The sequence below is a fragment of the Streptomyces sp. NPDC004752 genome (genome assembly GCF_053601275.1).
The window spans coordinates 26,463-49,650 of record NZ_JBSGBN010000025.1 but is presented as its reverse complement, the minus strand read 5'-3'; the positions used below and the strand labels follow the sequence as shown (position 1 = coordinate 49,650).

The following is a 23,188-nucleotide window of genomic DNA, read 5'->3' as shown; positions in this document are numbered from 1 at the left end:
TCGGCCCAGCGCTACGTGACGTGTCCGGCCGATGGCTTTCGGACCACGTGAACGATGCCCCTCAGCGAAGGAGAACGTAGACATGACTGACGTGAGCGTCTCGGCGGCGAGAGCCGGGTTCGAAGTTGTCCGCGGACTTGACGCGCAGGCGATGTACCGGGCGATGCTGCGGATCCGCCGGGTCGAAGAACGGATTCTCGCGTTGCGGCGCGAAGAGGCGATCAGCGGCTCGGTCCATGTGTGTGTAGGGCAGGAGAGCGTCCCGGTCGGCGTCGTAGCCGCCCTCGACCACCGGGACAAGGTCCTGTCGACCTACCGTGGCCACGGCTGGGCGCTCGCCCTCGGAGTACCGGCCGAATCCCTGCTCGCCGAGTGCCTGGGCCGGGAAACCGGTACCAACGGCGGCCGCAGCGGTTCCCCGTATCTCAGCTCGCCGGAGCACGGCTTCATCGGCGAGAACAGCATCGTCGGGGCGGGACTGCCCGTCGCAGGCGGCGTCGCGATGGCGCTGAACGCGGCCGGCGAGAACGCGGTGGCGGTCGTCTCGTTCGGCGACGGCGCCACGAATCAGGGCGCGTCCCACGAAGCCCTGGTGTTCGCCATCGCGCGCAGGCTGCCGGTCGTGTTCGTGTGCGAGAACAATCAGTGGTCGGAGATGACGCCGATCACCGACACGGTACCGAACGCTCAGCTGGCCGACCGTGCCGCCGGCTATGGCCTGCCGACACAGATCGTCGACGGCAGCGACGTGGCGGCTGTGTTCCATGCCGCGCAGACCGCAGTCCAGCACGCCCGCTCCGGCGGCGGTCCGTCCTTCCTGGAGGTCCGTGTGCCGCGGATCCTCGGACATTACAACGGCGACGTCGAGCACTACCGGACCGCGGACGACCGCGCCACCCACGCCAAGCGTGACCCCATCGCCCGGCTTCGGGACCAGCTGCTCGCCGACGGCGCTGTCGATGCTGCAAGGCTCGAATCGGTGGAAGCCGACGTCGAAACCGACCTTCGGCGGCGCGAGCAGCTCGCCCTGGCGGGTCCGCTGCCCGACCCCGCCAGTGCACGAGATCACGTATACGCTCCCGCGCACGCGCCGGCCACGACGCCGTTCAATCCCGACGCCAAGGCCCTGCGCTATGGGCTGGCGGTGAACCGGGCGCTGGACACCGAGCTGAGCGAACGCCCCGAGGTCGTGCTGTTCGGTGAGGACATCGCGATCCCCGGCGGAACGTTCGGGGTGACCCGCAACCTCCGCAAACGCTTCGGCGAGCGGGTGTTCGATACACCCATCTCCGAGTCCGCGATCCTCGGGGCCGCGGTGGGGGCGAGTGTCCAGGGTCTGCGACCCGTCGTGGAGATCATGTGGACGGATTTCGTGTTCGTCGCGCTCGACCAGATCGTCAACCAGGCGGCAAACGTCCGATACATCGCCCGCGGAACCGTCTCCGCCCCGATGGTGATCCGCATGCAGCAGGGCATCACGCCGGGCTCGTGCGCCCAGCATTCGCAGAGTATGGAGGCGCTGCTGGCACACATCCCCGGCATCAAGGTCGGGATGCCGTCGAACCCTCAGGACGCCTACGCGATGATCCGCGCCGCCATCGCCGACCTGGACCCCGTGGTGATCATCGAGTCGCGGGCGCTGTACCAGCTCAGCGCACCCGTCGACACCGAGGCCCCGGTGGAGCCGGTCGGCGGCGCCCGAGTGCACCGCCACGGCGGGGACTTGCTCGTCATCACATGGGGCCGGATGACCCAGACATGTCTGGCCGCTGCGGAACGGCTGGCTGAGCAGGGCATCTTCGCATCCGTCCTCGACCTGCGCTGGCTCACCCCGCTCGACGAGGACCAGATCGCGGCCAACCTCGGCAGCGGCAAGGTCCTCATCGTCCACGAGGCCAATCTCACCGGCGGCTTCGGGGCCGAGATCGGCGCCCGACTGGCCGAGCATCACTTCGACAAGTTGAGGGCGCCCGTCCGGCGCATCGGCCTGCCGGACGTTCGGGTGCCGTCGGCTCCCACGTTGCAAGAGGCCCTGCTGCCGGACACGGAACAGATCGTGTCGGCGGCCACGGAGCTGCACACCCGCCAACCCTGATGATCAGTCACTGCCTGACATACGAAGGATGAGATGAGCGTATTGGTGACCGGCGCGGGTGACGGCATCGGACGTGCCGTGGCCGAAGCGCTGCTCGAAGAGGGGCATCACGTGGTAGCAGTCGACCTGGACACCTCGCGGTTCGCAGCAGAGGTCGTCTCGGATCGCCTGCACCTGCTCGACGGCGACGTGCAGGACGCGGACCTGCTCGACCGTGCAGGGCGGGCCGCTTGTCAGCACGGCCGACTGGAAGGCGTGGTGGCTTGTGCCGGCATCAGTCGGCCAGGCGACAGCGGCACATATCCGGCCGAGCTCTGGCACGAGGTCCTGGGTGTCGATCTCGACGCGGTCTTTGAGACTTTGCGGCTCGCGGCGCGCTACGCCGAAGGGGAGGCGTCCTTGGTCGCCATCTCCTCCATCGCCGGGCATCAGGGCTTTGCCGGCCGGGCCGCGTACAGCGCGGCGAAGGCCGGAGTCGAGGGGCTTGTGCGCAGTCTCGCAGTCGAGTGGGCGCCGTCGCTCCGGGTGAACGCGATCGCGCCGGGCTATGTCCGCACGGCGATGGTCGATCGGAATATCGCCGATGGTGTCGTCGACGAGGCCACGCTCGTGTCCCGTACGCCGATGGGGCGCCTGGGGACACCGGCCGATGTCGCGGCCGCGGTGTCGTTCCTGCTCTCCGACAGGGCCGCGTGGATCACCGGGACGACGCTCGTGGTGGACGGCGGCTGGACCGTGTACGGCCTGAACGCGCGGACGTGAGGCGGGGGCAGCTGATATGGGCATCCAGCGAAGCTGTGTCGTCGTGATTTCACCTCAATGAATTTCCCATTCCTGAACGCAGTTCGTCGTCGAATGTGTCGAAAGGACAGACCAGTGGTCATCGCGTGGCGCGGCAGCCTTGCTGCCGGCAGAAGAAAGTTAAGAGTCATCGCCGTTGCACTATCGGCGATGGCGCTGTTCTGGATTCCCAACATGCCGCCGTTCGCCGCCAGTACGGCGCACGCCGGCGTTCAGGCCACCTACTATGTGTCGCCGACCGGATCGGGATCGACCTGCTCATCGGCGAGCCCGTGTAGCCTGACCGGCGCCCAAAGCGTGGTCCGCACCGTGAACAGCAACATGACCGGCGACATCATCGTGTACATCATGCCCGGGAACTACACGGTCACGTCCCCGATCACCTTCGACCAGTCGGACTCGGGCACGAACGGCCACACGATCCGTTACGAGAACTACGGCCCGGTCGGCAGCGCCGTCTTCCTCGGTGGTCGGGCGGTCACGGGATGGACGCAGTACTCGGGCAACATCTACCGGGCCAATGTCGGAACCGGGTGGGCGTTCAACGACCTGTTCGAGAACGGCCGGCGCGCAGTCAAGGCCAGGACGCCGAACGTCAGCAGCAGTTACGGGCAGACCACGACGAGCCAGGGCCCTTGGCTCAAGAACATCGCGTACAGCGACACCTCGAACACGACCTTCAAGTACAACACCGGTGACCTGAACCCGACCGGATGGAACCTCGCCACCATGCAGGCGATGATCTTCTCCGGCGGGTACTACAACTGGGACGAGAACCTGATCCCCCTGGCCGGCGTCGACTCGGCGAACCACCTGATCACCTTGGAGCAGAACACGCCCTACGGCCTCACGCCGGGCGGCCGCTACTTCATCCAAGGCGACTTGTCGCTGCTGGACGCACCCGGGGAGTACTACCTCGACCAGGCCGGCGGGTACCTCTACTACTACCCGCGCAGCACGTCGATCCAGGACCAGACGATCATCGCGCCGACGGTGAAGGACATCTTCCGGTTCGTCGGGTCGTCGCAGACGTCGCTCGTCCACGACGTGGCGCTGCGGGGCCTTTCACTGGACTACTCCGACTTCGTCGATCAGGACCCTGCGCCCGGCACCAACCTGGTCCGTGCGCCGGACGCGATGATCTACCTGACCAACACCCAGGACATCACCATCGAGGACTGCCATCTGCGGAACGCGGGCCTCACCGGCATCTTCATGCACCGGTTCAATGAGAACAACACGATCTACGGGAACTGGATCGAGCAGTCCGGAGTCAACGGGATCAGCATGATCGGTTACGATCCGAGCGATCCGGCGACCGCCGACGTCAACAACAGCCATGTCATCGAGAACAACAAGATCGAATTCGTGGGTGTGCACGGGTCGTACTCCGCGGGGATCTACATGCTGTTCACCGGGAAGAACACGGTGTCCCACAACCAGATCAGCCACGGCGCTCGGTGGCTGATCGGCGGAGGCACGGTACCCGACATTCCGATTTCGCAGCAGTACTTCGCGAACAACTACTTCGGCTACAACGATCTCTATGGAGCGTGCGAAGACACGGCTGACTGCGGAGCCTTCTACTTCTTCGGAAGTGTGTACCAGGCCCAGGCCAACACCATCGAGCAGACGCGGGTCGACACCGCCCGCTGGAACGCGAACGCCGGCTTGTCTGAAACGGCTCCATCGGGCGTACAACCCAACATCGGGGTCTGGGGGATCTACTTCGACAACGCCAGCAACTACTGGAACGCACGCAACATCAGCGTGAAGAACGTGCAGACCGGAGCGTACCTGAACAACGGGAACAGCAACGAGACCCTGAGCAACGTGAGCTGGGGGACCGGATACAACGACAGCCTGGTGGACCACAAGAATATCGGGCTGCTGCCGGACTTCCCCTCGGCGTACGGGAACGGTGGCTATACCTGGGCCAACGACTCCGACTCCCAGCTGACCTACACCGGCAGTTGGGCCTACAACCCCGGCCCCGTCGCGGGTGACATGAACGGCGACGAGACCTACACCGATACGCCCGGAGACTCGGTCCAGTACACATTCAACGGTACCGAGGTCAAATGGGCGACCAGCACGTCCAACAACAGAGGTAAGGCCGACGTCTACATCGACGGCGTACTCGATGCGACCGTGGATGCCTACACGGCGGGCTCCGTGAGGCAGAACGTCGTATACGACAAGGGCGGGCTGTCCAGCGGCCGGCACACCATCAAGATCGTGGTGTCCAGCAGCAAGAACCCCAACTCGGGTGGAAACTACATCGTCGTGGACGGCATAGGTGCCACCTCCAACTATGTCAACGACGACCTCATGACCTACAGCGGGGGCGGCTGGTCCGTCAACACGGGGCTCAGCGGCAACTACCTCGGTGACGAGCACTACGCGGACACCAGCGGAAACTCCAGTCAGTACTCGTTCAACGGCACCGGGGTCACATGGCTGGCATCGACCTCCAACAACCGTGGCGAAGCCGACGTCTACATCGACGGAGTCTTCGACGGGACCGTCGATCTGTACACGGCCACCGCTGTCCGACAGAACGCCGTGTACACCATGCGTGGCCTGATCCCAGGGCCGCACACCATCAAGATCGTCGTCAACGGTGCGCACGACAGCACCTCCGGCGGCACCTATGTGACGGTGGACGGCCTCGTCGTCGTCCCGACGTGATGCGCACTTCCTGAACGTACGAACAGGACGCCAAGGCAAGGAGCTTGCCGCGCCACTTGCCTTGGCGCCCGTCGCTCACATTGAGAGGAAACATGGTCGCATCAGCGACGCTTCAGAATGAGCACGTGCGGGTGACCGTCCTGACGGGCAAGGGCTGTGACATCCACGAGCTCTGCGACCTCACGACAGGTGTCGACGTCCTGGCCAAGACCCGGGTACAGCTCAGCGATCTGCAGCCGGGCATCCATGCGCCCGACTCGGCCGAAGCCTGGCTGGCGCAGTATGTCGGGGGATGGCAAGTCCTGCTGCCCAACGGCGGAGCGCCCGGACGGCGCGGCGGCGCGGAATGGGGTTTCCACGGTGAGGCAAGCCAACTGCGCTGGAACGTCACCGACCAGGCCGATACCCATCTTGACGCGTATGTACGGCTGCTGCGCGCTCCGCTGCTCGTCACACGCCGGCTCGAGATAGCCGGAGCGACTGTCAGACTGACCGAATCGGTGCAGAACGAAGCCGCGGCGCCCCTCGAAGTCATGTGGGTGCATCACCCCGCCTTCGGCGCGCCCTTCCTCGACGCGGGATGCCTGCTGTCCGCAGGTGCGCGGACCGTTGTCGCCGACGACGAGAATCCCGGCAATGTCCTCATCGCCGGGTCGGTGAACCCATGGCCGAAGGCCACGACGAGGGACGGCGGGCAACTCCGCCTCGACGAAGCACCCGGACCGGACTCGGGCACCGCCCACCTGGCATACCTGTCAGAGTTCGAAAGCGGATACTTCGCCATCACCAACCCGAGACTGCGCCTCGGCGTGGCACTGAGCTGGGATACCGACGTCTTCCCCCACGCGTGGTATTGGGTCGAGGCCCGGGCGACATCCGCGTTCCCGTTCTTCGGCCGTCACTACACACTCGCCATCGAACCGGCGACATCCGTACCGGCCCAGGGGGTCGACGCGTTGGCAGCCAAATCCGGTGAGCCGCTGCTCCTCGCGCCTGGGCAGACCATCGCCACCACCCTCGAAGCAACGCTGTTCCACGACGACCGGCGGGTCGCCGGTGTCGAGTCCGGCCGGATCGAGTTCGTCGAGGCAGGTGGACCACGGTGAACGGGCCCAGATTCGAGATGCTGGTCCGCTTGTTCGGCGACGCCGAAGCGGAGCAGATCTTCTCCGAGCGCCGACTGGTGCAATCGTGGCTCGACGTCGAGATCAGCCTCGCGGCCGCACAGGCCGAACTCGGGCTCATCGAGCCCGAGACAGCAACGGCCATCGCGAGCGCGGCACGCTTCGAGCATATGGACCTCGGGCTGTTGTGGACGGAGGCCCAGACGGTCGGCTACCCGATTCTGCCGCTGGTCCGGCAGATCGAGAACGCGACGCCGCCGGAGCACCGCGGACGCGTCCACTTCGGTGCCACGACGCAGGACATCATGGACAGCGGGCTCGCCCTGCAGCTGACAGCGGCGACCGCGCGGCTGGAAACCCTGCTCCAGCAGCTCGGCGACCAGATCGCGACCCTCGCGCAGCGGTACGCGACCACGGTGATCGCCGCACGCACTCACGCCCAGCAGGCCGTCCCCACCACCCTGGGAACGAAACTCGCCGTCTATCTGGCCGAGATCACCCGGCACCGGTCCAGGCTGATGTCAGCAGGCCGCGACGTCAGCGTCCTTTCACTCTTCGGCGCCGGCGGCACATCAGCCGCCTACGGCGGCTCGGCTGCTGCGCTTCGCAAGAACGTCGCGGCCCGCCTCGGGCTGCGTCCGGTCGACGTCCCCTGGCACGTCGCCCGCGACAGCCTCGCGGCGTATGCGTCGACGTGCGCGGCCATGGCAGCGACGACCGCGCGATTCGCTCGCGAGGTCATCGACCTGTCGCGAACGGAGATTGCCGAACTGGCCGAGGCCGACGGCTACCTGCGGGGCGCCTCGTCGACGATGCCGCAAAAACGCAACCCCATCGAGTCCGAAGCGGTGATCGGCTTCGCGGTCTGTGCCGAAGCCCTCAGCGTCGCGATGCTGCGCGCGATGGAGGCGGGGCATGAGCGGTCGGCCGGTGAGTGGCAGGTCGAGTGGCAGGCGTTGCCGCAGCTCGTGTCCCTGACGTGCTCCGGTCTGCTGGTCGCAGGTTCGATCGCCCGAGGGCTGCGCGTGTTCCCGGAGCGGATGCGTCAGAACCTGCGGGCCGACGCGGGGCTGGTCATGGCCGAGGCGTACATGATGCGGCTCGCTCCTGTGATGGGTCGCGACCGCGCGCACGAACTCGTCTACGACGCGGCGCGGCGCACGCGCGAGAACGGCGAGGACTTTGTCCAGACCCTGCGGCAGATGTGTCCCGAGGGGATGTGGGTCGCAGTGGATGAGCTGGATCCCGGAAGTTATATCGGCGTTCCCGAGCAGACCATCGCGGCGGCGCTGTCCGCCTGGGCGGCCGGCGGTGTCGAGTCCGCGACGGAGCTCCGCTGACCGCGGCCGCAGACGGCACCCTCCGTCGACAGGAGTTTCGTTGGTGAGTTAGGCCGTCAGCCTGGCCCGGCCGCGGCGTCGGATGGCGGCCGGAGTCTGGTAGCCGGTCAGCAGGACCAGCGCGCCCTGGTGACTGTTGTAGTCGAAAGCCCGTTCCAGCATGGGGAAGACGTCGGCAGCGACCAGGGCGCCCCGGAGAGCCGGGCGGCCACTCCTGGCAAGCCACGACTGGCAAGAACCGATCAGCCACGCCCGGCCCTCCCGGGCCGCGTAACAACTTACGGAGAACCGATGACTCCTCCCGACCCGGATTTCGCCCTCGACGTCCACGTGTTGCGGTATTCCGAGACCTTCGGCCGCCGGATCCGGCAGGATCCGTACTGGCAGCTCGGGATACCCACACAACGCCTCGTCCTGGAGGCGTTGAAGCAGGGCCAACCGGACGTAGCCGTAGCCCTCGCCGAGTACATGGCAGAAGAATTCGCCATCCTCTTCGACAGTGTGCTGAACGGTTGGCTCCGCCAGCTGCTGGAGCACACCGTAAGCCGAATGCAGGTGCCTGAGCTGGAGACCGTGCTCCGGGTCCCGGGCAAGCACGTCTGGGAGGCATTCCACGCCGTAGGCGGGAAGCTGCACGCGGAGGCAATCACCGCAGTCGCGGAAGGCGAGGTCGCAGAGGCGGGTGCGGCGTTGGACAGGACTCGCCTCATATTCAAGACGATCAACGACGAGACCGTGCGGTTCATCCAAGACCTGCTGACGGCCCTCGACGAACGGGAAGGCGAACACACACCCATCGAGGCGATGCGTGGCGCCTACGAAACGATCTGGCGCGACCGCTACCGCTCGTGGAACGACCTGACCCCCGAGGAGAAGTTGCATCTCTCCTGCGAGGGTATGCGAACCCACTTCGGCGGGCCGCTGCGCGACGGAGCGTTCGAGGTCTTCGACGACGGCGATCGCTACCGGATGCAGTTCGCGGTCTGTGGCACCGGTGGGATGCTCCGCTACGGTGATCCGGAAACCGATGGCAGGCCCTGGCCGACGACCGGCGTCAACCGCACCCCGCAACCCTGGAGTTGGGGAAAGGTCGGCGTCCCCTGGTACTGCACCCATTGCAGCCTGTTCCTGGAGCACTGGCCGGCAGAGGACTACGGCCACCCCCTGCGTCCCCTGCTCTATGACGACGACGAAGACAGCCCGCTGTCGACGTCATGGTTCATCTACAAGCAGCCCGGCTTCGCGCGGCCAGAAGACTTGGTCCGCATCGGCCGCGGCGACACCGAACGCGAGGACGAGCGATGAGCAGAAGCGCTGTAGTGACCGGATGCGGCGCCGGAATCGGCCGAGCGACCATCGAGCGCCTGGCCGACGACGGTTACCGAGTGGTCGGCGTCGAGGCGAACCCGGACAAGGCCGCAGCAACTTCTTCCGCGATCGGCGACCGTGGAGAGATCCTGACCGCGGATGTCCGCGACCGCGACGCGCTGCAACACGCGGCTCAAGTGGCCCGGGGGCTCGCGCCACTGGCCGGCTGGGTGAACAACGTCGGAGTCGCGTTGCGCGGGATGCTGCACCAAGCCGACGCAGCGGATGTGCATGCCGTCGTCGACATCAACATGATGAGCCACTTCTGGGGTTCATGTGTCGCGGTGCAGACCTTCCTCGACCAGGGCGCGCCCGGCTCGATCGTCAACATGTCGTCGATCCACGGACGCGCGGCCTTCAACGGGTGGGCCGCGTACGACATGGTCAAGGGCGGCATCGACGCGTTGACCCGCTACATCGCCGTCGAATACGGGTCGATCGGCGTGCGCGCCAACGCCATTGCTCCGGGTGCGATCCGCACCGAGATGGTCCGTGACGTCATCGCCAACTCCCGAGACCCCGAACACGAGGAGCGGGACATGTCGGCGCTGCACCCGCTGGACCGGCTGGGCGAGCCGTCGGAGATCGCCTCGGTCGTCGCCTTCCTCCTGTCGGACGAGAGCTCCTTCCTCTCCGGTCAATGCATCGCCGTCGACGGGGCTGCTACCGCGCGGTGCTACCGGTACGAACCCGACCCGACCCTTCTCGCAGACTTCCGACAGGCCGGCGCCCGTCAAGGGGAAAGGTAGAAAGGACATGACTGTAGACCTATCCGTACTGGCCACCGGACTCGATCACCCGGAAGCGGTGGCGTGGTCCCGTCAGGGTTGGCTCGCCGCCGGGGGAGAGGCCGGACAGATCTATGCGGTCGACCCGTCGTCCGGCACGGTCAGCAAGGTCGCAGACACCAGAGGCTTTGTGCTGGGCCTGGCCTTCGACGCAGCGGACCGTCTCTACGTCTGCGACATGGGCCGCCATGCGGTCCTGCGCGTCGACCCGGGATCAGGCACCGTCGACGACATCACGACCGGATTCGCCGAAACCGAGGTCCGAGTACCGAACATGGCGACATTCACGGCAGACGGAACGCTCTTCTTCTCCGACTCCGGTGACTGGGGCGCGAACAACAGCCTGATATTCGCGAGAACCACCCAGGGCGAGGTCCGGGTCGCGAGCGACGAGGCCCGTGGCTTCGCGAACGGCATCGCCCTCGATCCGGACGGCCGCCATCTCTATGTCGCCGAGTCGTCGGTTCCCTGCGTCAGCAGGTTTCCCCTCCTTGAGGGCGGTCGCCTCGGCGCGCGCGAGGTTGTTGTCGAGACACCGAATACCGTGCCCGACGGCATCGCCTTCGCCGCCGACGGCCGCCTCTTGATCTGCTGCTATCGCCCCGATGCGCTATACGTCTGGGACGGCTCCACAGTGGAACTGCTGGTGTCCGACTGGACCGGATTGACCCTCTCCGCGCCGACTGGCGTTGCCTTCTTCGGGGACCGGCTTGATCGGCTCGTGGCCGCGAACCTGCATGGCCAGACCCTGGTGGAGGTTCACTGCGGAATGACCGGTGCCACCTTGAACTTCCCTGACTTCACTCCGGAAGAAGCGGGCTGCTGACTGCTGTCCGGTCCAACTGCAATGAGGGGTGTGGCAACGCGGCGCACCGGGCATCCCGCGCAATCACTCCGCGGGATGCCCGGACACCCGCCGCAAGATCTCCTTGCGGACATCCACCAGGGTGCGGTCGATGTGAGCGACGGCGGCGGTACGCGCGGCCGGTCCGTCGCCGTGCTGAATCGCGTCGTATATGGCCTGATGTTCCCGCGCCGCGTCATGGTGCCGACCCGCGATGACGTGCTGGAGCACCATCGCCGCCGACTGGCTGACCAGGCCGCGTACGTTCGCTGCGGACGCGCGCAGGAACTTGTTGTGCGCCGCGTCGGCCACCGCCGCATGGAACGCCTCGTCGGCCTCGGCGTTCGCGGTGAACTCGTTCCGCTCCAGGGCGGCCCAGTACGCGTCAAGTGCCTCCTTGATCGCCCGCATCTCCGAAGGAGTCGCCCGGGCCGCGGCGAACTCGGCGAGCTCCGCCTCCAGCAGGCGCCGGTACTCGAACAGCGCCGTGACGTCCTCGACGTCCAAAGGGATGTAGCGAGGCTCCACGTCGTGGAACATGACGGGGTTGTTCGCGACGTAGAGACCCCGGCCCTTTTGCGCGCTGATCTTGCCGACCGCCGACAACACCTTCACCGCCTCGCGGGTGACGGTGTGGCTGAAGCCGAGGGTCCGCGCCAGTTCGTTCTCCGCAGGCAGCCGGTCCCCGGGCGACAGGCCGTCGCGCTCGATCAAATTCAGGATCTGTCGGGCCGCGCGGACATAACCCGGAGTGTATCCGTCGTCCCGGGACGCTTCGCTCCCCTCGGGACTCTCCAGCGACCTCATTGGACCCCTCTCCACCAACTCATGGGGGAAGACTAGCATCTATGATCAGTTGGTGTTTTGCTTCTGGTAGTTATTCAAGGAGCCGGTTGCTGCGGGACTTCGCCTGGTGCGGCCAATCCATAGCGCCACTCTTGACAGTCGAACACGAACGGGCGACTGTGTGTCTCACAGTTTTCCGCCTGCGCACAGCGCCTTGCGGCCACAATAACTGCTAAACATTCTCTTCGCCAAGTCCTGCGCGTATGTCGCCGGTCGACACCCACCGAGCCAAGGGAAAAGCCCACCATGGATTCGACGACAGCAGGTCCTCTGGTAAGTCGACGCACCGTACTCAAGGGCGCCGGACTCTCCGCTGCGGGGGTCACCGTGCCGACGGTCGACCAGGACCGGTCTCGTCATGCCGGTGTGACACCGAGCCTCACTTTCTACGTTTCGCCCACGGGCGCGGACAGCAACGACGGCACACGGAACGCCCCGTTCGCGACACTGGAGGCGGCGCGCGACGCGATCCGCGCGCTGAAGTCGAGGTCCAGGTTGCCGGCCGGGGGCGTGACCGTGTATCTCCGCGGCGGTCGGCACGAACGGTCCTCGACCTTCACGCTGGGGACACAGGACTCCGGCTCCGCAGGGGCACCGATCGTCTATCGCGGTCACCACGGCGAAGTCGTCGAGATCGTCGGCAGCAAGGTTCTCGACGGCAAGGCGTTCGCACCGGTCACGGATCCGGCCGTGATGTCACGGCTGGCGCCGAGCGCGCGGGACAAAGTGCGGCAGGTCTCGCTGCCGGACCAGGGAATCAGCGACTACGGAACCATGGTCGGCGGCTGGGGGATCAGCATCTACCCCGGGACCGTCCCCGTTCCGCCACCCCAACTCGTCCTGAACGGCGCATGGATGACCTTGGCCCGCTGGCCGCAGTCCGGATACACGACGATGGGCGAGATCGTCGACGACGGGACGTCCGGACAGCCGCTGCAGTTCCGGTACACCGACGACCGTCCGAACCACTGGAGAAGTGTCGACGATACCTGGATCTTCTCGTACCCGAAGTACACCTGGTCGTTCGAGGATCTCCGGATCGCGGCCGTGGACCCGTCCACTTCTACGCTCACCTGCGCGTTCGGCACGGGCTACGGCGCAGTGCGCGGCGCGCGCTACTACTACTTCAACGTCCTGGAGGAACTGGACTCTCCAGGGGAGTGGTATCTCGACCGAAGCACCGGATTGCTCTACCTCTACCCGCCGGCCGACCTCGAGTCGGCAAGCGTGAGCCTGACCCAGCTCGAGACACCGCTGGTCGCGATGGACTCCGTCGACCATGTGACCTTCGAAAACCTCACCTTCGGCGAGTCGCGTGGCACGGCGATCTCCAGCACCAAAGGCAGCGACAACCTCGCACGCGCCTGCACCTTCGCATTCCTCGGCGGCCGCGCCGTACTGTTCGCGGGCGGATACCGCAACGGTGTCACCGACTGCGAGATCCACGACACCGGCATCGGCGGCGTCGTCATCGACTCCGGCGACCGCGCCACCTTGACGCCAGGCGACAGCTACGTCGAGAACAACCGGATCCACGCGTTCAGCCAATGGCAGGTGGACGACTCGCCCGCAGTGCACGTCCTCGGCGTGGGGAACCGCATAGCCCACAACGAGATCTACGATTCCCCCCACATAGCGATCATGTTCTACGGCAACGACCACATCTTCGAGTACAACGAGATCCACCACGTGGTCACCGACACGCAGGACGCCAGTGCCGTCTACACCGGCCGGGACTGGTCGGTCCAAGGAAACGTGTTCCGCTACAACTACTTCCACGACATCAACAACAGCCCGTCTCAGCTGCCACCATCCGACGGCACCCAGGCCGGAATCTACCTGGACGACGGCTCTGGCGGAACGTACATCTACGGCAATGTCTTCGAACGCGTCGCCACACCCGTCCTCCTGCACGGCAGCCGCAACACCGTCGTGGACAACAACCTGATCATCGATTGCGGCCGGCCGATCTGGATGACCGGCATCGGCCCGGACCTGCTCCCCGCCCTCCATCAGTCGCTTCAGCAGGTCCCGTACAAACAGGAGCCGTGGGCCTCCCGCTATCCGGCGTTGCTCACCATCACCGACGACGACCCGACGCTGATGAAGCACAACACCCTGATCCGCACGGTGATCGCCGCATCAGGCCCTTCGTCGTACTCAGCCGATGCGATCAAGTACACCAGCATCGAAGACAACTGGGTCACCAGCTCCACCGCCATCGGGCTCGTGAACATCGACGGTTCCCGCCATTACCTCCGAAGCGACTCGGCAATCCTCGTGAATATTCCCGATTTCGCCGTCATGCCGGCCGGCCTGGTGGGGCGGTTCTCCAACGACGGTGTGTTCCAGAGACTGGCCGACCTGGTAGCGGCCTTCAAGGGCACCGATGACATCGGCGAGGGTACGAGCCGACGGCTCTACGAGATCCTCAACAACGTCCGCAACGCGCTCGCAGGCGACAACCGGAGAGCCGCAGCAGCTGCTCTGGCGAGGTTCGTGACCGTGACCAAGAACGCGGCCGCACACCGGACATGTTCGCGGAGCGCTGCCACCGGCCTGGTCACACTGGCCGACAGCCTGCTTGCCTCAGTCTCGGGCGACGGCTTCCAGGACGTCACCGCGCACTCCACCAAATCGGCCATCGCCATCGGCGACAGCCTCAAGGTCTGGGCCATGGGTGACATGCTCTCCGGCCAGTACGTCAACGTCTTCCCGGCACACACACTGAAATCCTTGAATCCCCGGGTAGCGAAGACCGGTTCCGGCGACACCGCCACCGGACTGACTGCCGGTCTCGCGCGCCTCAGCGTCCAGGCGCGCCACGGCGGCATGACTCACACGGGCATCGTCCAAGTCCCCGTACGCACCGCCCTGCTCGCGACGATCACCGCCACGGCCGGCACGCACCTGCTGACCGTCGGCAGCGACCGGCTGACGCTGGCCGTCACCGGCACACTTACCAACGGGGACCCGGCCGACATCGCGCCGCAGGACCTGCAGTTCAGCACGTCGGATCCGACCGTTGCCACCGTGGACCAGGCCGGCACCGTGACGCCCGTGGCGAAGGGCGTCGCGGTCATCACCGCAACCGCTGTCCAGGACGGGATCAGCGCCGACGCCGGCTGGGGGATCATCGTCGCCCCCGCTCAAGCGAACATACCCGAGGGATGGAGCGTGACGAACCTCGGGCACACGGTGCACGGCGGAACCGTTCCCACTCAGGGGGCCGCGACCTGTCAGAACGGTGTGTGGTGGGTCGCCGGCGACGGCGCCAACATCTGGAACAACACCGACGACTGCACCTTCCTGCACCAGGACATCTCCGGAACCACCGATGTCACCGTCACCGCCACGTTCCAGAGCGGCACGGCAGGCCAGTACGCGGGCTTCGGACTGCTTGTCCGCGACGGAGACTCGGACTCGGCCAACGAGGTCAACTGGCGTACCCAGCAAGGCGGCAGCCTCGTCGTGCAGTACCGCAATGCCGACAATCCGAACTCCTGGTACATGGCCTTCCCGTCCGCCGCGTTCCCGGTCGAGCTACGACTGGCAAAGCAGGGCGACGTGTTCACCGCCTATCTGGGGCAGGGCGGCGCCTGGACGAAGATGGGCAGCGTCACGGTACCCATGGGACCTGACCTGCGCGTGGGAATCGGCATCTTCGCCGATGCGGCGTTGGTCGCCGAGGCCAACTGCGCCGACGTCGTGCTGACAACACCCTGACCTGACTCACCTACACCGCTGGACGGAAGGATTCCCCGTGCGGTCAGACATAAGACAGGCCGCTGCGACATTCAACGAGCCCGGCATCGGGCCGCCGGTCCCGTTCGATCCGGAGCTGGCGACGGTGCTGGAGGCCGCTGCTGGAGCCAAGTCAGCCCTTGCGGTCAGCAATCCGCTGATGTGGCACCGTAAGGCCATGGCCGGTGTTGCCGACCTGACCGACGAGGAACTGAGCGTCGACGGGACGTTTGCCGTATCCGAACGGGTAGTGCCCGGTCCGGCAGACGGGGACGACATCTCGTTGCTCATCTGCTTGCCAACGGCGGCCACCGCGCCTGTGCCCGCGATCTACTTCATCCACGGCGGCGGCATGCTGGCCGGCACCAGCCGATCGCGAAGCCTCGCTCCATTGGCGCTCGACGTCGCTGCCGAGCTCGGGTTGGCGCTCGTTTCGGTGGAATACCGGCTGGCTCCGGAGCATCCGCATCCCGGGCCGGTCGACGACTGCTATGCGGGCCTGGCGTGGACCGTTGAGCACGCCGACGAACTGGGAATCGACCCGGAGCGTGTGGTCGTCGCCGGCGGCAGCGCAGGCGGTGGGCTCGCCGCTGCGGTCGCCTTGCTGGCCCGGGACCTCGACGGTCCGAAGCCGGCTGGTCAACTTCTGCACTGGCCCATGCTCGACGACCGCAACGACACCCGCTCGGCTCGGCAGATGGACGGGCTCGGCGTGTGGGACCGGTCGGCGAACCAGGTTGGCTGGACAGCCTTGCTCGGGGCCGCACGAGGCGGAGCCGATGTATCGCCCTACGCTGCGCCCGCTCGTGCGGACGACCTGTCGGGCCTGCCGCCGGCGTTCATCGACGTCGGCTCGGCGGAGACGTTTCGCGACGAGGCGGTGGCCTACGCCTCACGAATCTGGGACGCCGGGGGATCGGCCGAACTGCACGTGTGGCCGGGCGGGTACCACGGCTTCGTGTCCTCCGCGCCCCGAGCCGCGCTGTCCCGTGCGGCGAAGGCGGCGGTGGAACCGTGGCTGCGTCGCATCGTCGGGCAGGAGCGCGGGCAGGAGCGCGGATGACTGAGGTGAGGTCCGACGGCCGATGGTCGCCGCCCTGACGATGCACCTCACATCTTGGAGAGAACCTTGCTCAGCACCACGGTCTTCGCCGGCGGACGTGTACTCATTGCCAGTGTCAGCGGCAGCGCGGAAGGCGGCCGCCGAAGGCCGCAGCGCGCACTTCGGCTACTCGGCTTCCTGGGCCGTGGCGCGGATGCAGGTGCGGTCCGGCGTCGCGCCCAGGGGCGAATTCGAGGACCTCCAACGCCATGCCGGCACGCACGCGACCTCCGATCCATCCCGCAGGGGCCTACACGTCACGGATCTCACCTATGCCGCCACGGGAGAACGAATAGGGGATTCTGAGCAGCTCGATCGCATCCGGCGTGCCGATCCGGGTGGGCTGGTTCTGGTCGGCAGCCTGCACGAGGATGTCCCTGACGACATGGGGCAACTGCTCGCCGCAGTGAGCTTTCCCGCCGGATTGATCGCCAGCGACGCCATGCCGCTGACCGGCACGCAACCGGGCACGGAGGAAACCTGGCCCCCCCGCGCCGACCACATGACGCATCCGCGTACCGCGGGCACCTTCGCCAAGGCGATCCGATTGCTCCATCGCCGCGGCGGCACTGATCTCATGACGGTCCTCGAACGGGCGACGATCCTGCCTGCCCGACTGCTTGAGGCATCCGTCCCCGCGATGAGACGGAAAGGACGTCTGCAGGTCGGCTGCGACGCCGACATCGTGGTGCTCGACCCATTGACCGTCACCGATCTCGCGACATACCGCGACACCACCCGGCCCGCGGCCGGAATCGTCCATGTCGTCGTCGACGGCGAATCGGTCATCGACGACGGGGTGCTTCACCTGGACAGGCGGTCGGGAAGCCTGATTCGCGGACTCGCCAGAACATAGAACTGGAAGGATCAACAAAGATGCGGTTTGCCGACCAAGTAGTGGTCGTGACCGGTGCGGCCGGGGGAATCGGCTCGATCATCGTTTCGCGGTTCGTCGAGGAGGGGGCACATGTAGTGGCTTCCGATCGGGAGTTTCCTGTCGGTAGCGGCGCTTCCGATCGTGTGACCGAGATCCGTGCCGACCTCGCCGCGCCCGGTGCCGGCCGGCACATCATCGATGCCGCACTGGCGACTCATGGACGCGTGGATGTCGTGGTCGCCAACGCCGGCCGGGCAACGGACGGGGACATCGACTGCGTGGCCGAAGAAACATTGCAGGAGGACGTGGCGATCAACCTGTCCGCGAACTTCGGCCTGTTCGGCGCGGCGGTGACGGCGATGCGACCCCGGCGCTCCGGCGTACTGGTTGCGATCTCATCCGTGAACGCCCACGAGGACTACGGCTCGCCGGCGTACTCGGCGGCCAAAGCGGGACTGGAAGCCCTGATCCGTTCGGTCGCCGCCCGCCACGGGATCGACGGCATTCGGGCGAACTCCGTGGTCCTGGGGACGATCGCGACTCCGGCGTGGCTGGCCAGGCTCGAACGCGATCCGTCGATGCTTGAGCGGCTCCGAGAGATCTTTCCGCTTCGGCGGGTGGGAACGCCGGCCGACGTCGCCAACCTGGTCACATTCCTTGCTTCGGCGGAGGCGTCGTGGATGACCGGCTCATCGGTCGTCCTCGACGGTGGCATGCGGATCGCGAATCCACAGTTCACGGCGACGGTCTTCAACTAGTGTGATGCGCCGGGCACGGTCTCGCGAGGTGTGGCCGAACTGGAGTCGGGCGAGGGTCCGTTGGGGTGGTCTTCTCCGCGATCACCATGAACTGGCGCGGTCGGCCCCTCACCAGCCACGAGGTCGTCGTGCAGACCATCGCCGCGACGACCACTCGCATCGGACTGCGCGTCCGCGCCGAACTGGACCCGGGCTCCTACCCCAGATGCGCGATTCGGCTGGTCACAGGCGAATGTTGGTCATGCCCCCGTCGACACGGTGGATCGTGCCGGTGGTGGATCCCGCGTGCGGAGAAGCGAGCGAGACGACGGCGTGCGCTACCTCCTCGGCGGTCACCAGGCGGCCCAACGGCTGCCGTGCCCGGAGCGCCTCGGCTGTCGCCTCCGGGTCCTCCGCGTTGTCGAGCAGGCGCGCGACCCAGGGAGTGTCGGCGGTGCCGGGGGCCACGGCGTTGACGCGGATCCCGTCTGCGGCGTGGTCGGCGGCCATGGCGAGAGTGAGCGCATGGACCGCGCCCTTGCTGGCGCTGTAGAGCGCTCTTTGAGGTATGCCGATGAACGCGGCGGCCGAGCAGAGGTTGATCACCACCGCGTGCGGTGAGCGCCGCAGGTGCGGCAGCGAGGCTGTCGTCGTCCGGGCGATGCCGGTGACGTTCACATCGAGGACGCGGGCCCACTGGGTGTCGTCGTTGGCGTCAATGGCACCCACCGCGCCGATGCCGGCGTTGTTGACCAGGACGTCGAGACCCCCGAAGCGATCCGCGACCTGGGCGACGGCGGTATCGACCGCGTGTCGGTCGGTGATGTCGCAGCGAAGGGCCGTCACGCCGGCGGGAGCTCCCTCGGTACGCAGATCCAGGACCGCGACCTGTGCGCCCTTGTCGCGCAGGAGGGTGGCGGTGGCGGCTCCGATTCCGCTGCTCCCACCCGTCACGAGTGCGGCGAGGCCGTCGAATTCAGTCACAGCATGCTCCTAGGTCAGGACAATCGCGGATTGACGTGGATCTTTTCGGGCCGGGTCCGGCTTTCGGCATATGCCCTGATGGTGGGTGCCGGGTGCCGTCAGGACGAACGCGCGCATGCGTGCGTGGTTCACCGTGGTCCGAGTACGTGCTGCCGCTGGCTGCCGAGCTGCTGAATGCCCAGTTCCATGACATCGCCGGGCTGCAGCCATACCGGCGGGTTGCAGCCCATGCCGACGCCGGGCGGGGTCCCGGTGTTGATCAGGTCGCCCGGTTCGAGGACGAGGAACTGGCTGAGGTGGTGCACGATGAAGTACGGGTCGAAGATCATCGTCTTGGTGCTGCCGTTCTGGCGGCGTACACCGTTGATGTCCAGCCACATGTCCAGGGCGAGGATGTCGTCGATCTCGTCGGGGGTGGCGAGCCAGGGACCGGCGGGATTGAAGGTCTCGGCGGACTTGCCCTTGGCCCACTGCCCGCCGCGCTCCATCTGGAAGGCGCGCTCGCTGACGTCGTTGACGACCAGATAGCCGGCGATGGCGTCGCGGGCCTCGTCCATGGAGTCCAGATAGCTGGTGCGCCTGCCGATGACGATGCCCAGCTCCACTTCCCAGTCCGGCTTGGTGGAGCCGCGGGGGATGCGTACGTCGTCGTCCGGGCCGATCAGGGTGTTGGGCGACTTGGTGAACAGGATCGGCTCGTCGGGCACGGCCTGCCCGGTCTCGGCCGCGTGGTCACGGTAGTTCAGGCCGATGCACAGGATCTGGTGCGGCCTGGCGATCGGTGCGCCGATCCGCTCTCCGGCGAAGCGGGACACCTGACCGGTGGCGGCGCGCTGGGCCACGACGGGACGGAGGCGGTCGATGCCGCCGGAGCCGAAGAATGCCTCGTCGAAGTCGGTGACCACGTCGGACAGGTCGATGTAGCTGTCGGCGTCGATACGGGCGACGGGCTTCTCGGCGCCAGGGGCGCCGATACGCATGAGGTACACGGGACAGTTCTCCAGGGTGGTGGCGGGTCGGATCGGACCGAGCGAACAGGTGGCGGGAGTTCGGCCGCCGCGGTGACCGCAACGGCGTGGGTCACGGGCGAGGCGCTCCCAGGACGCCCAGCAGACCCCGGATCTCCTCGACGGCATCCGTCAGGGTGCTGAGCGGGGTGCGGTAGGCCACGGCGCTCACGCTGATCGCGCCCGTGGGAAGGTGCGGTGCTGCCGTGTAGAGGGGCAACGCGACGCAGTTGACGCCCCTTTCGTTCTCCTGGTCGTCGACGGCGTACCCGCGTTCCCGGGTGAGTTCGAGTTCCTGGTGCAGGTCTTCGGCTGTGCACCGGGTCTGTGCTGTGCGGCGGGGGAGCGGGTCGGCCCCCGCCCAGTCCCGGACCGTCTCCAGGGTGGGCAGCCGGTGCGCGAGCAGCAGCTTGCCGACGGCAGTGGAGTGTGCCGGGTTGCGGCCGCCGACGGTGGAGGTGAGCCGCACCGCGCCGCTGGCAGGGTCGACCTTGGCGCGATAGACGACCTCGCGGCCGTCGAGGACTGCGTAGTGAGCGGTTTCGCCGAACCGGGTGGCCAGAGCGTCCAGCAGAGGGCTGATGCGTACGTGTTCCGGGCGGGCCTCGTGGTGGGCGAACGCCATACGAATGAACTCGTCGCCCAGCAGATAACGGCCGCGTCCGTCCTGGTCGGCGAGGCCGGCCCGGCGCAGGGCCCCGAGCGCCCGGTGCACCGTCGGCTTCGGCGCCCCGATCGCCTGAGTCATCTCCTCAAGTCCCACGCCGTCGGGGTGACGGGCGAGTTCCTTCAGTACAGCCAGCACCCGGTCGGACCCCACCAAGCGGTGAGTGTCGCCGCGGTCGGCGTTCTTCTCATCCGTAGGGTCTGCTGATCCGTCGAACGTCTGCGTATGCTCCATCGTGTTCCAAACTGTAGACCGACATACCGACTAATGAAAAGAGCCGTGTGTGAAGCTCCGCAACGCACAGTGGTACGCGGGTCAGGACCGCAACGCCTACATCCACCGGGCCTGGATGCGCCGCGGCGTACTGGACGAGGCATTCACGGGCCGTCTGCTGGCCGGAACACACGATGCGGCGGCGACGCCATACTGGTCAAAGACCTCTTCCGTCGGCATCTGCGACTCACCGACGACCCGCTCGGCCGAGCCGCAGACCACTACGACGGCCTGCGCGTGGCCGCAGTCGGTATTGCCGCCAACCAGTCGCTCGTCACAGGCTTCTCCGTCATGATCGACGAATTGGGCATCGGGCTGGGCACCGAACGTGATCACGAGGGGTCCACCATGCAGTGAGCAGGTCCACCCGGCAAGGAGTACCCGCGGGTTCCTCGCAGATCCTCGATATCCCTCAGAACTTGCTACACCACCCGCGTGCCCTTGCGCACCACGCTGATCAGTGTTGAACCATTCGTCGGGAATCGAGCGTGGGATCCGCCGCGGAATGCTGGGGCGGTAGCGCCCCATCCGCTCCGGCTTCCAGCCGTCCATCGGATTGTGTTGCGCGTGCGCCCAGCTGGAACGACGGGACAGATCCAGCGGGAACGGTTTGAGTAACGGTCCGGTGCCCGCGTCACGGTGGCTGCCATAGAAGCGTCGTAGAACCGTCTCACCGTGTGCGACGGTGGTCGGAGCCCAGCCCGGGCCCGACCGACGGCTGTCCCAGCACGGGTTTCGGCGCGCGGCCGCCTGTACGGCCGCTGAGCCGAAGACTTCGCTCGCCTTGGTTTGGCCATCGGGTCGGATCCAGCGGCTGAAATCCCTGGCCTCTGCCCGGCTTGCTCGGTCCCGAGGAATGCCCACCGGCTGCAGGAACCGCCACCATCGGTGCCCCCGTACGACTACTTGCGGGACATCACGGTTGATCAGCCGGTAGGCGAAGATTTGTCACCACTGATGGGGCGTCAAGCGGAGGGCAGACGGCAGACCGTGTTCGTCGCGGATGTCGCAGGTCGTACACCTGGCCACCGCCGGGTATCTCGGCCGCAAGACCAGCCAAGGCTTACACGACACTCGAACTGGTCACTTACGGCTCCGCTCCATCTCGGCGTAGCCGCCGCAGGGGCCGCCGCCGATGGCCTCCGGGAGGACCGTTTCCCGGCGGTCCGGCCGGACGAGCGGGTTGTAGAAGGCCGCGATCTCGACGCTGTCCTCCGGGATGTAATGGAAGATCAGTGCCCGCCGGAAGCGGTCCTGTGTACTGTTCGGGCGGGAGCCGTGGATGACACTGCCGTGGAAGAACAGCACGTCCCCGGCCCGCATCTTGGTCTGCACCCGGCTCAGCCCCTCCGGCACAGGGACCTCGACGCTGGTGAAGGACTCGGTCAGGTTCGCCGGCTCCGGGCAGAGCAACTCGGTCTTGTGTGAGCCGGGGACGACGGCGAGCCCACCGTTCGTCGCGTCGACATCGTCGATCGCGATCCAGGCGGCGAGGCAGGTCTCGGGGTCGGCGCGCAGGGACGTGTTGTCCTGGTGCAGCGCCTGGCCGCGGGCGCCCGGCGGCTTGAAGTAGAACATCGACTGGGCACCCAGCGCGGGCCCGATCAACACCTGGACGACATCGAGGATCCGGCTGTCGAGCATCAGCTCCAGCGAGATCTTTCCTGCCTCGATGTCGGTCCGTCGGTGCGGGTGCACGAACCGCGGGAACCTCGCCAGCGGGTCGTCGTCGGGTACGCCGTCGTCGATCGCGAGCGAGCGGTCGACCGCGACCTGCTCCATGAACACCGTCTTGATCCGCTCGACCTCGGCGGGCTCTAGCAGTTGGGGGACCTGGACGATGCCGTCCCGCTGATAGATGTCTACGACTGTCTGCGTCATGACTCCAGGATCCGTCTGA

Annotated in this window: 18 protein-coding genes and 1 pseudogene; 13 read left to right on the top strand and 6 right to left on the bottom strand. The window is 66.7% G+C overall.

From position 1 onward, the window contains the following. Window positions 1–82: 82 nt before the first annotated feature. The 8 genes from ACWEKM_RS13340 to ACWEKM_RS13305 all read left to right on the top strand — a co-directional run bounded on the left by ACWEKM_RS13340 (window position 83) and on the right by ACWEKM_RS13305 (window position 11,033). Window positions 83–2,095, top strand: coding sequence for an alpha-ketoacid dehydrogenase subunit alpha/beta (locus ACWEKM_RS13340; RefSeq protein ID WP_451621292.1), 2,013 nt, complete (start codon window positions 83–85; stop codon window positions 2,093–2,095). 33 nt (window positions 2,096–2,128) lie between these two features. Continuing rightward, window positions 2,129–2,857, top strand: coding sequence for an SDR family NAD(P)-dependent oxidoreductase (locus ACWEKM_RS13335; protein ID WP_451621291.1), 729 nt, complete (start codon window positions 2,129–2,131; stop codon window positions 2,855–2,857). A gap of 189 nt (window positions 2,858–3,046) precedes the next feature. Continuing rightward, the gene (locus tag ACWEKM_RS13330; protein ID WP_451621290.1) at window positions 3,047–5,587 is read left to right on the top strand and encodes a hypothetical protein; all 2,541 of its coding nucleotides are present in this window, start codon (window positions 3,047–3,049) and stop codon (window positions 5,585–5,587) included. Window positions 5,588–5,679: 92 nt separating this feature from the next. After that, a complete protein-coding gene (locus ACWEKM_RS13325; protein WP_451621289.1) occupies window positions 5,680–6,693 on the top strand; it encodes a DUF4432 family protein in 1,014 nt (337 codons plus the stop codon). A 29-nt stretch (window positions 6,694–6,722) separates the two neighbouring features. Beyond that, complete coding sequence (locus tag ACWEKM_RS13320; RefSeq protein ID WP_451621288.1) at window positions 6,723–8,051, top strand: lyase family protein; 1,329 nt, start codon at window positions 6,723–6,725, stop codon at window positions 8,049–8,051. Between the two features lie 291 nt (window positions 8,052–8,342). Further along, window positions 8,343–9,356 carry a hypothetical protein gene (locus tag ACWEKM_RS13315; RefSeq protein ID WP_451621332.1) on the top strand — a complete coding sequence of 338 codons (1,014 nt, stop codon included), beginning with the start codon at window positions 8,343–8,345 and terminating at the stop codon, window positions 9,354–9,356. Then, complete coding sequence (locus ACWEKM_RS13310; protein WP_451621287.1) at window positions 9,353–10,168, top strand: SDR family NAD(P)-dependent oxidoreductase; 816 nt, start codon at window positions 9,353–9,355, stop codon at window positions 10,166–10,168. Before ACWEKM_RS13315 ends, ACWEKM_RS13310 begins: the two co-directional genes overlap by 4 nt. A gap of 58 nt (window positions 10,169–10,226) precedes the next feature. After that, the gene (locus tag ACWEKM_RS13305) at window positions 10,227–11,033 is read left to right on the top strand and encodes an SMP-30/gluconolactonase/LRE family protein (RefSeq protein ID WP_451621286.1); all 807 of its coding nucleotides are present in this window, start codon (window positions 10,227–10,229) and stop codon (window positions 11,031–11,033) included. Between the two features lie 63 nt (window positions 11,034–11,096). On the opposite strand, the gene ACWEKM_RS13300 is transcribed toward ACWEKM_RS13305, so the two are convergent. After that, window positions 11,097–11,858, bottom strand: a complete 762-nt coding sequence (locus ACWEKM_RS13300; protein ID WP_451621285.1) for a FadR/GntR family transcriptional regulator — start codon at window positions 11,856–11,858, stop codon at window positions 11,097–11,099. 285 nt (window positions 11,859–12,143) lie between these two features. On the opposite strand from ACWEKM_RS13300, the gene ACWEKM_RS13295 reads away from it, so the two are divergent. The 5 genes and pseudogenes from ACWEKM_RS13295 to ACWEKM_RS13275 form a co-directional block, all read left to right on the top strand. Continuing rightward, entirely contained in the window at window positions 12,144–15,623 is a 3,480-nt protein-coding gene (locus ACWEKM_RS13295; RefSeq protein WP_451621284.1) for a right-handed parallel beta-helix repeat-containing protein, read from the top strand. Between the two features lie 37 nt (window positions 15,624–15,660). Continuing rightward, window positions 15,661–16,704, top strand: coding sequence for an alpha/beta hydrolase (locus ACWEKM_RS13290; protein ID WP_451621283.1), 1,044 nt, complete (start codon window positions 15,661–15,663; stop codon window positions 16,702–16,704). Between the two features lie 112 nt (window positions 16,705–16,816). After that, complete coding sequence (locus tag ACWEKM_RS13285; RefSeq protein WP_451621282.1) at window positions 16,817–17,599, top strand: amidohydrolase family protein; 783 nt, start codon at window positions 16,817–16,819, stop codon at window positions 17,597–17,599. 20 nt (window positions 17,600–17,619) lie between these two features. Then, window positions 17,620–18,378, top strand: coding sequence for an SDR family NAD(P)-dependent oxidoreductase (locus ACWEKM_RS13280; RefSeq protein ID WP_451621281.1), 759 nt, complete (start codon window positions 17,620–17,622; stop codon window positions 18,376–18,378). Between the two features lie 68 nt (window positions 18,379–18,446). Further along, window positions 18,447–18,581: pseudogene (locus tag ACWEKM_RS13275) on the top strand (ISAzo13-like element transposase-related protein); the annotation flags it as partial. 19 nt (window positions 18,582–18,600) lie between these two features. On the opposite strand, the gene ACWEKM_RS13270 reads toward ACWEKM_RS13275, so the two are convergent. The 5 genes from ACWEKM_RS13270 to ACWEKM_RS13250 all read right to left on the bottom strand — a co-directional run bounded on the left by ACWEKM_RS13270 (window position 18,601) and on the right by ACWEKM_RS13250 (window position 23,169). Further along, entirely contained in the window at window positions 18,601–19,341 is a 741-nt protein-coding gene (locus ACWEKM_RS13270; RefSeq protein ID WP_451621280.1) for an SDR family NAD(P)-dependent oxidoreductase, read from the bottom strand. A gap of 128 nt (window positions 19,342–19,469) precedes the next feature. Further along, window positions 19,470–20,330, bottom strand: a complete 861-nt coding sequence (locus ACWEKM_RS13265) for a fumarylacetoacetate hydrolase family protein (RefSeq protein WP_451621279.1) — start codon at window positions 20,328–20,330, stop codon at window positions 19,470–19,472. A 91-nt stretch (window positions 20,331–20,421) separates the two neighbouring features. Beyond that, window positions 20,422–21,249, bottom strand: coding sequence for an IclR family transcriptional regulator (locus ACWEKM_RS13260; RefSeq protein ID WP_451621278.1), 828 nt, complete (start codon window positions 21,247–21,249; stop codon window positions 20,422–20,424). Between the two features lie 96 nt (window positions 21,250–21,345). Next, a complete protein-coding gene (locus ACWEKM_RS13255; protein ID WP_451621331.1) occupies window positions 21,346–21,624 on the bottom strand; it encodes a hypothetical protein in 279 nt (92 codons plus the stop codon). 747 nt (window positions 21,625–22,371) lie between these two features. Then, window positions 22,372–23,169 (bottom strand): phytanoyl-CoA dioxygenase family protein, encoded by a 798-nt coding sequence (locus ACWEKM_RS13250; protein WP_451621277.1) that lies wholly within the window; start codon window positions 23,167–23,169, stop codon window positions 22,372–22,374. Window positions 23,170–23,188: the final 19 nt, after the last annotated feature.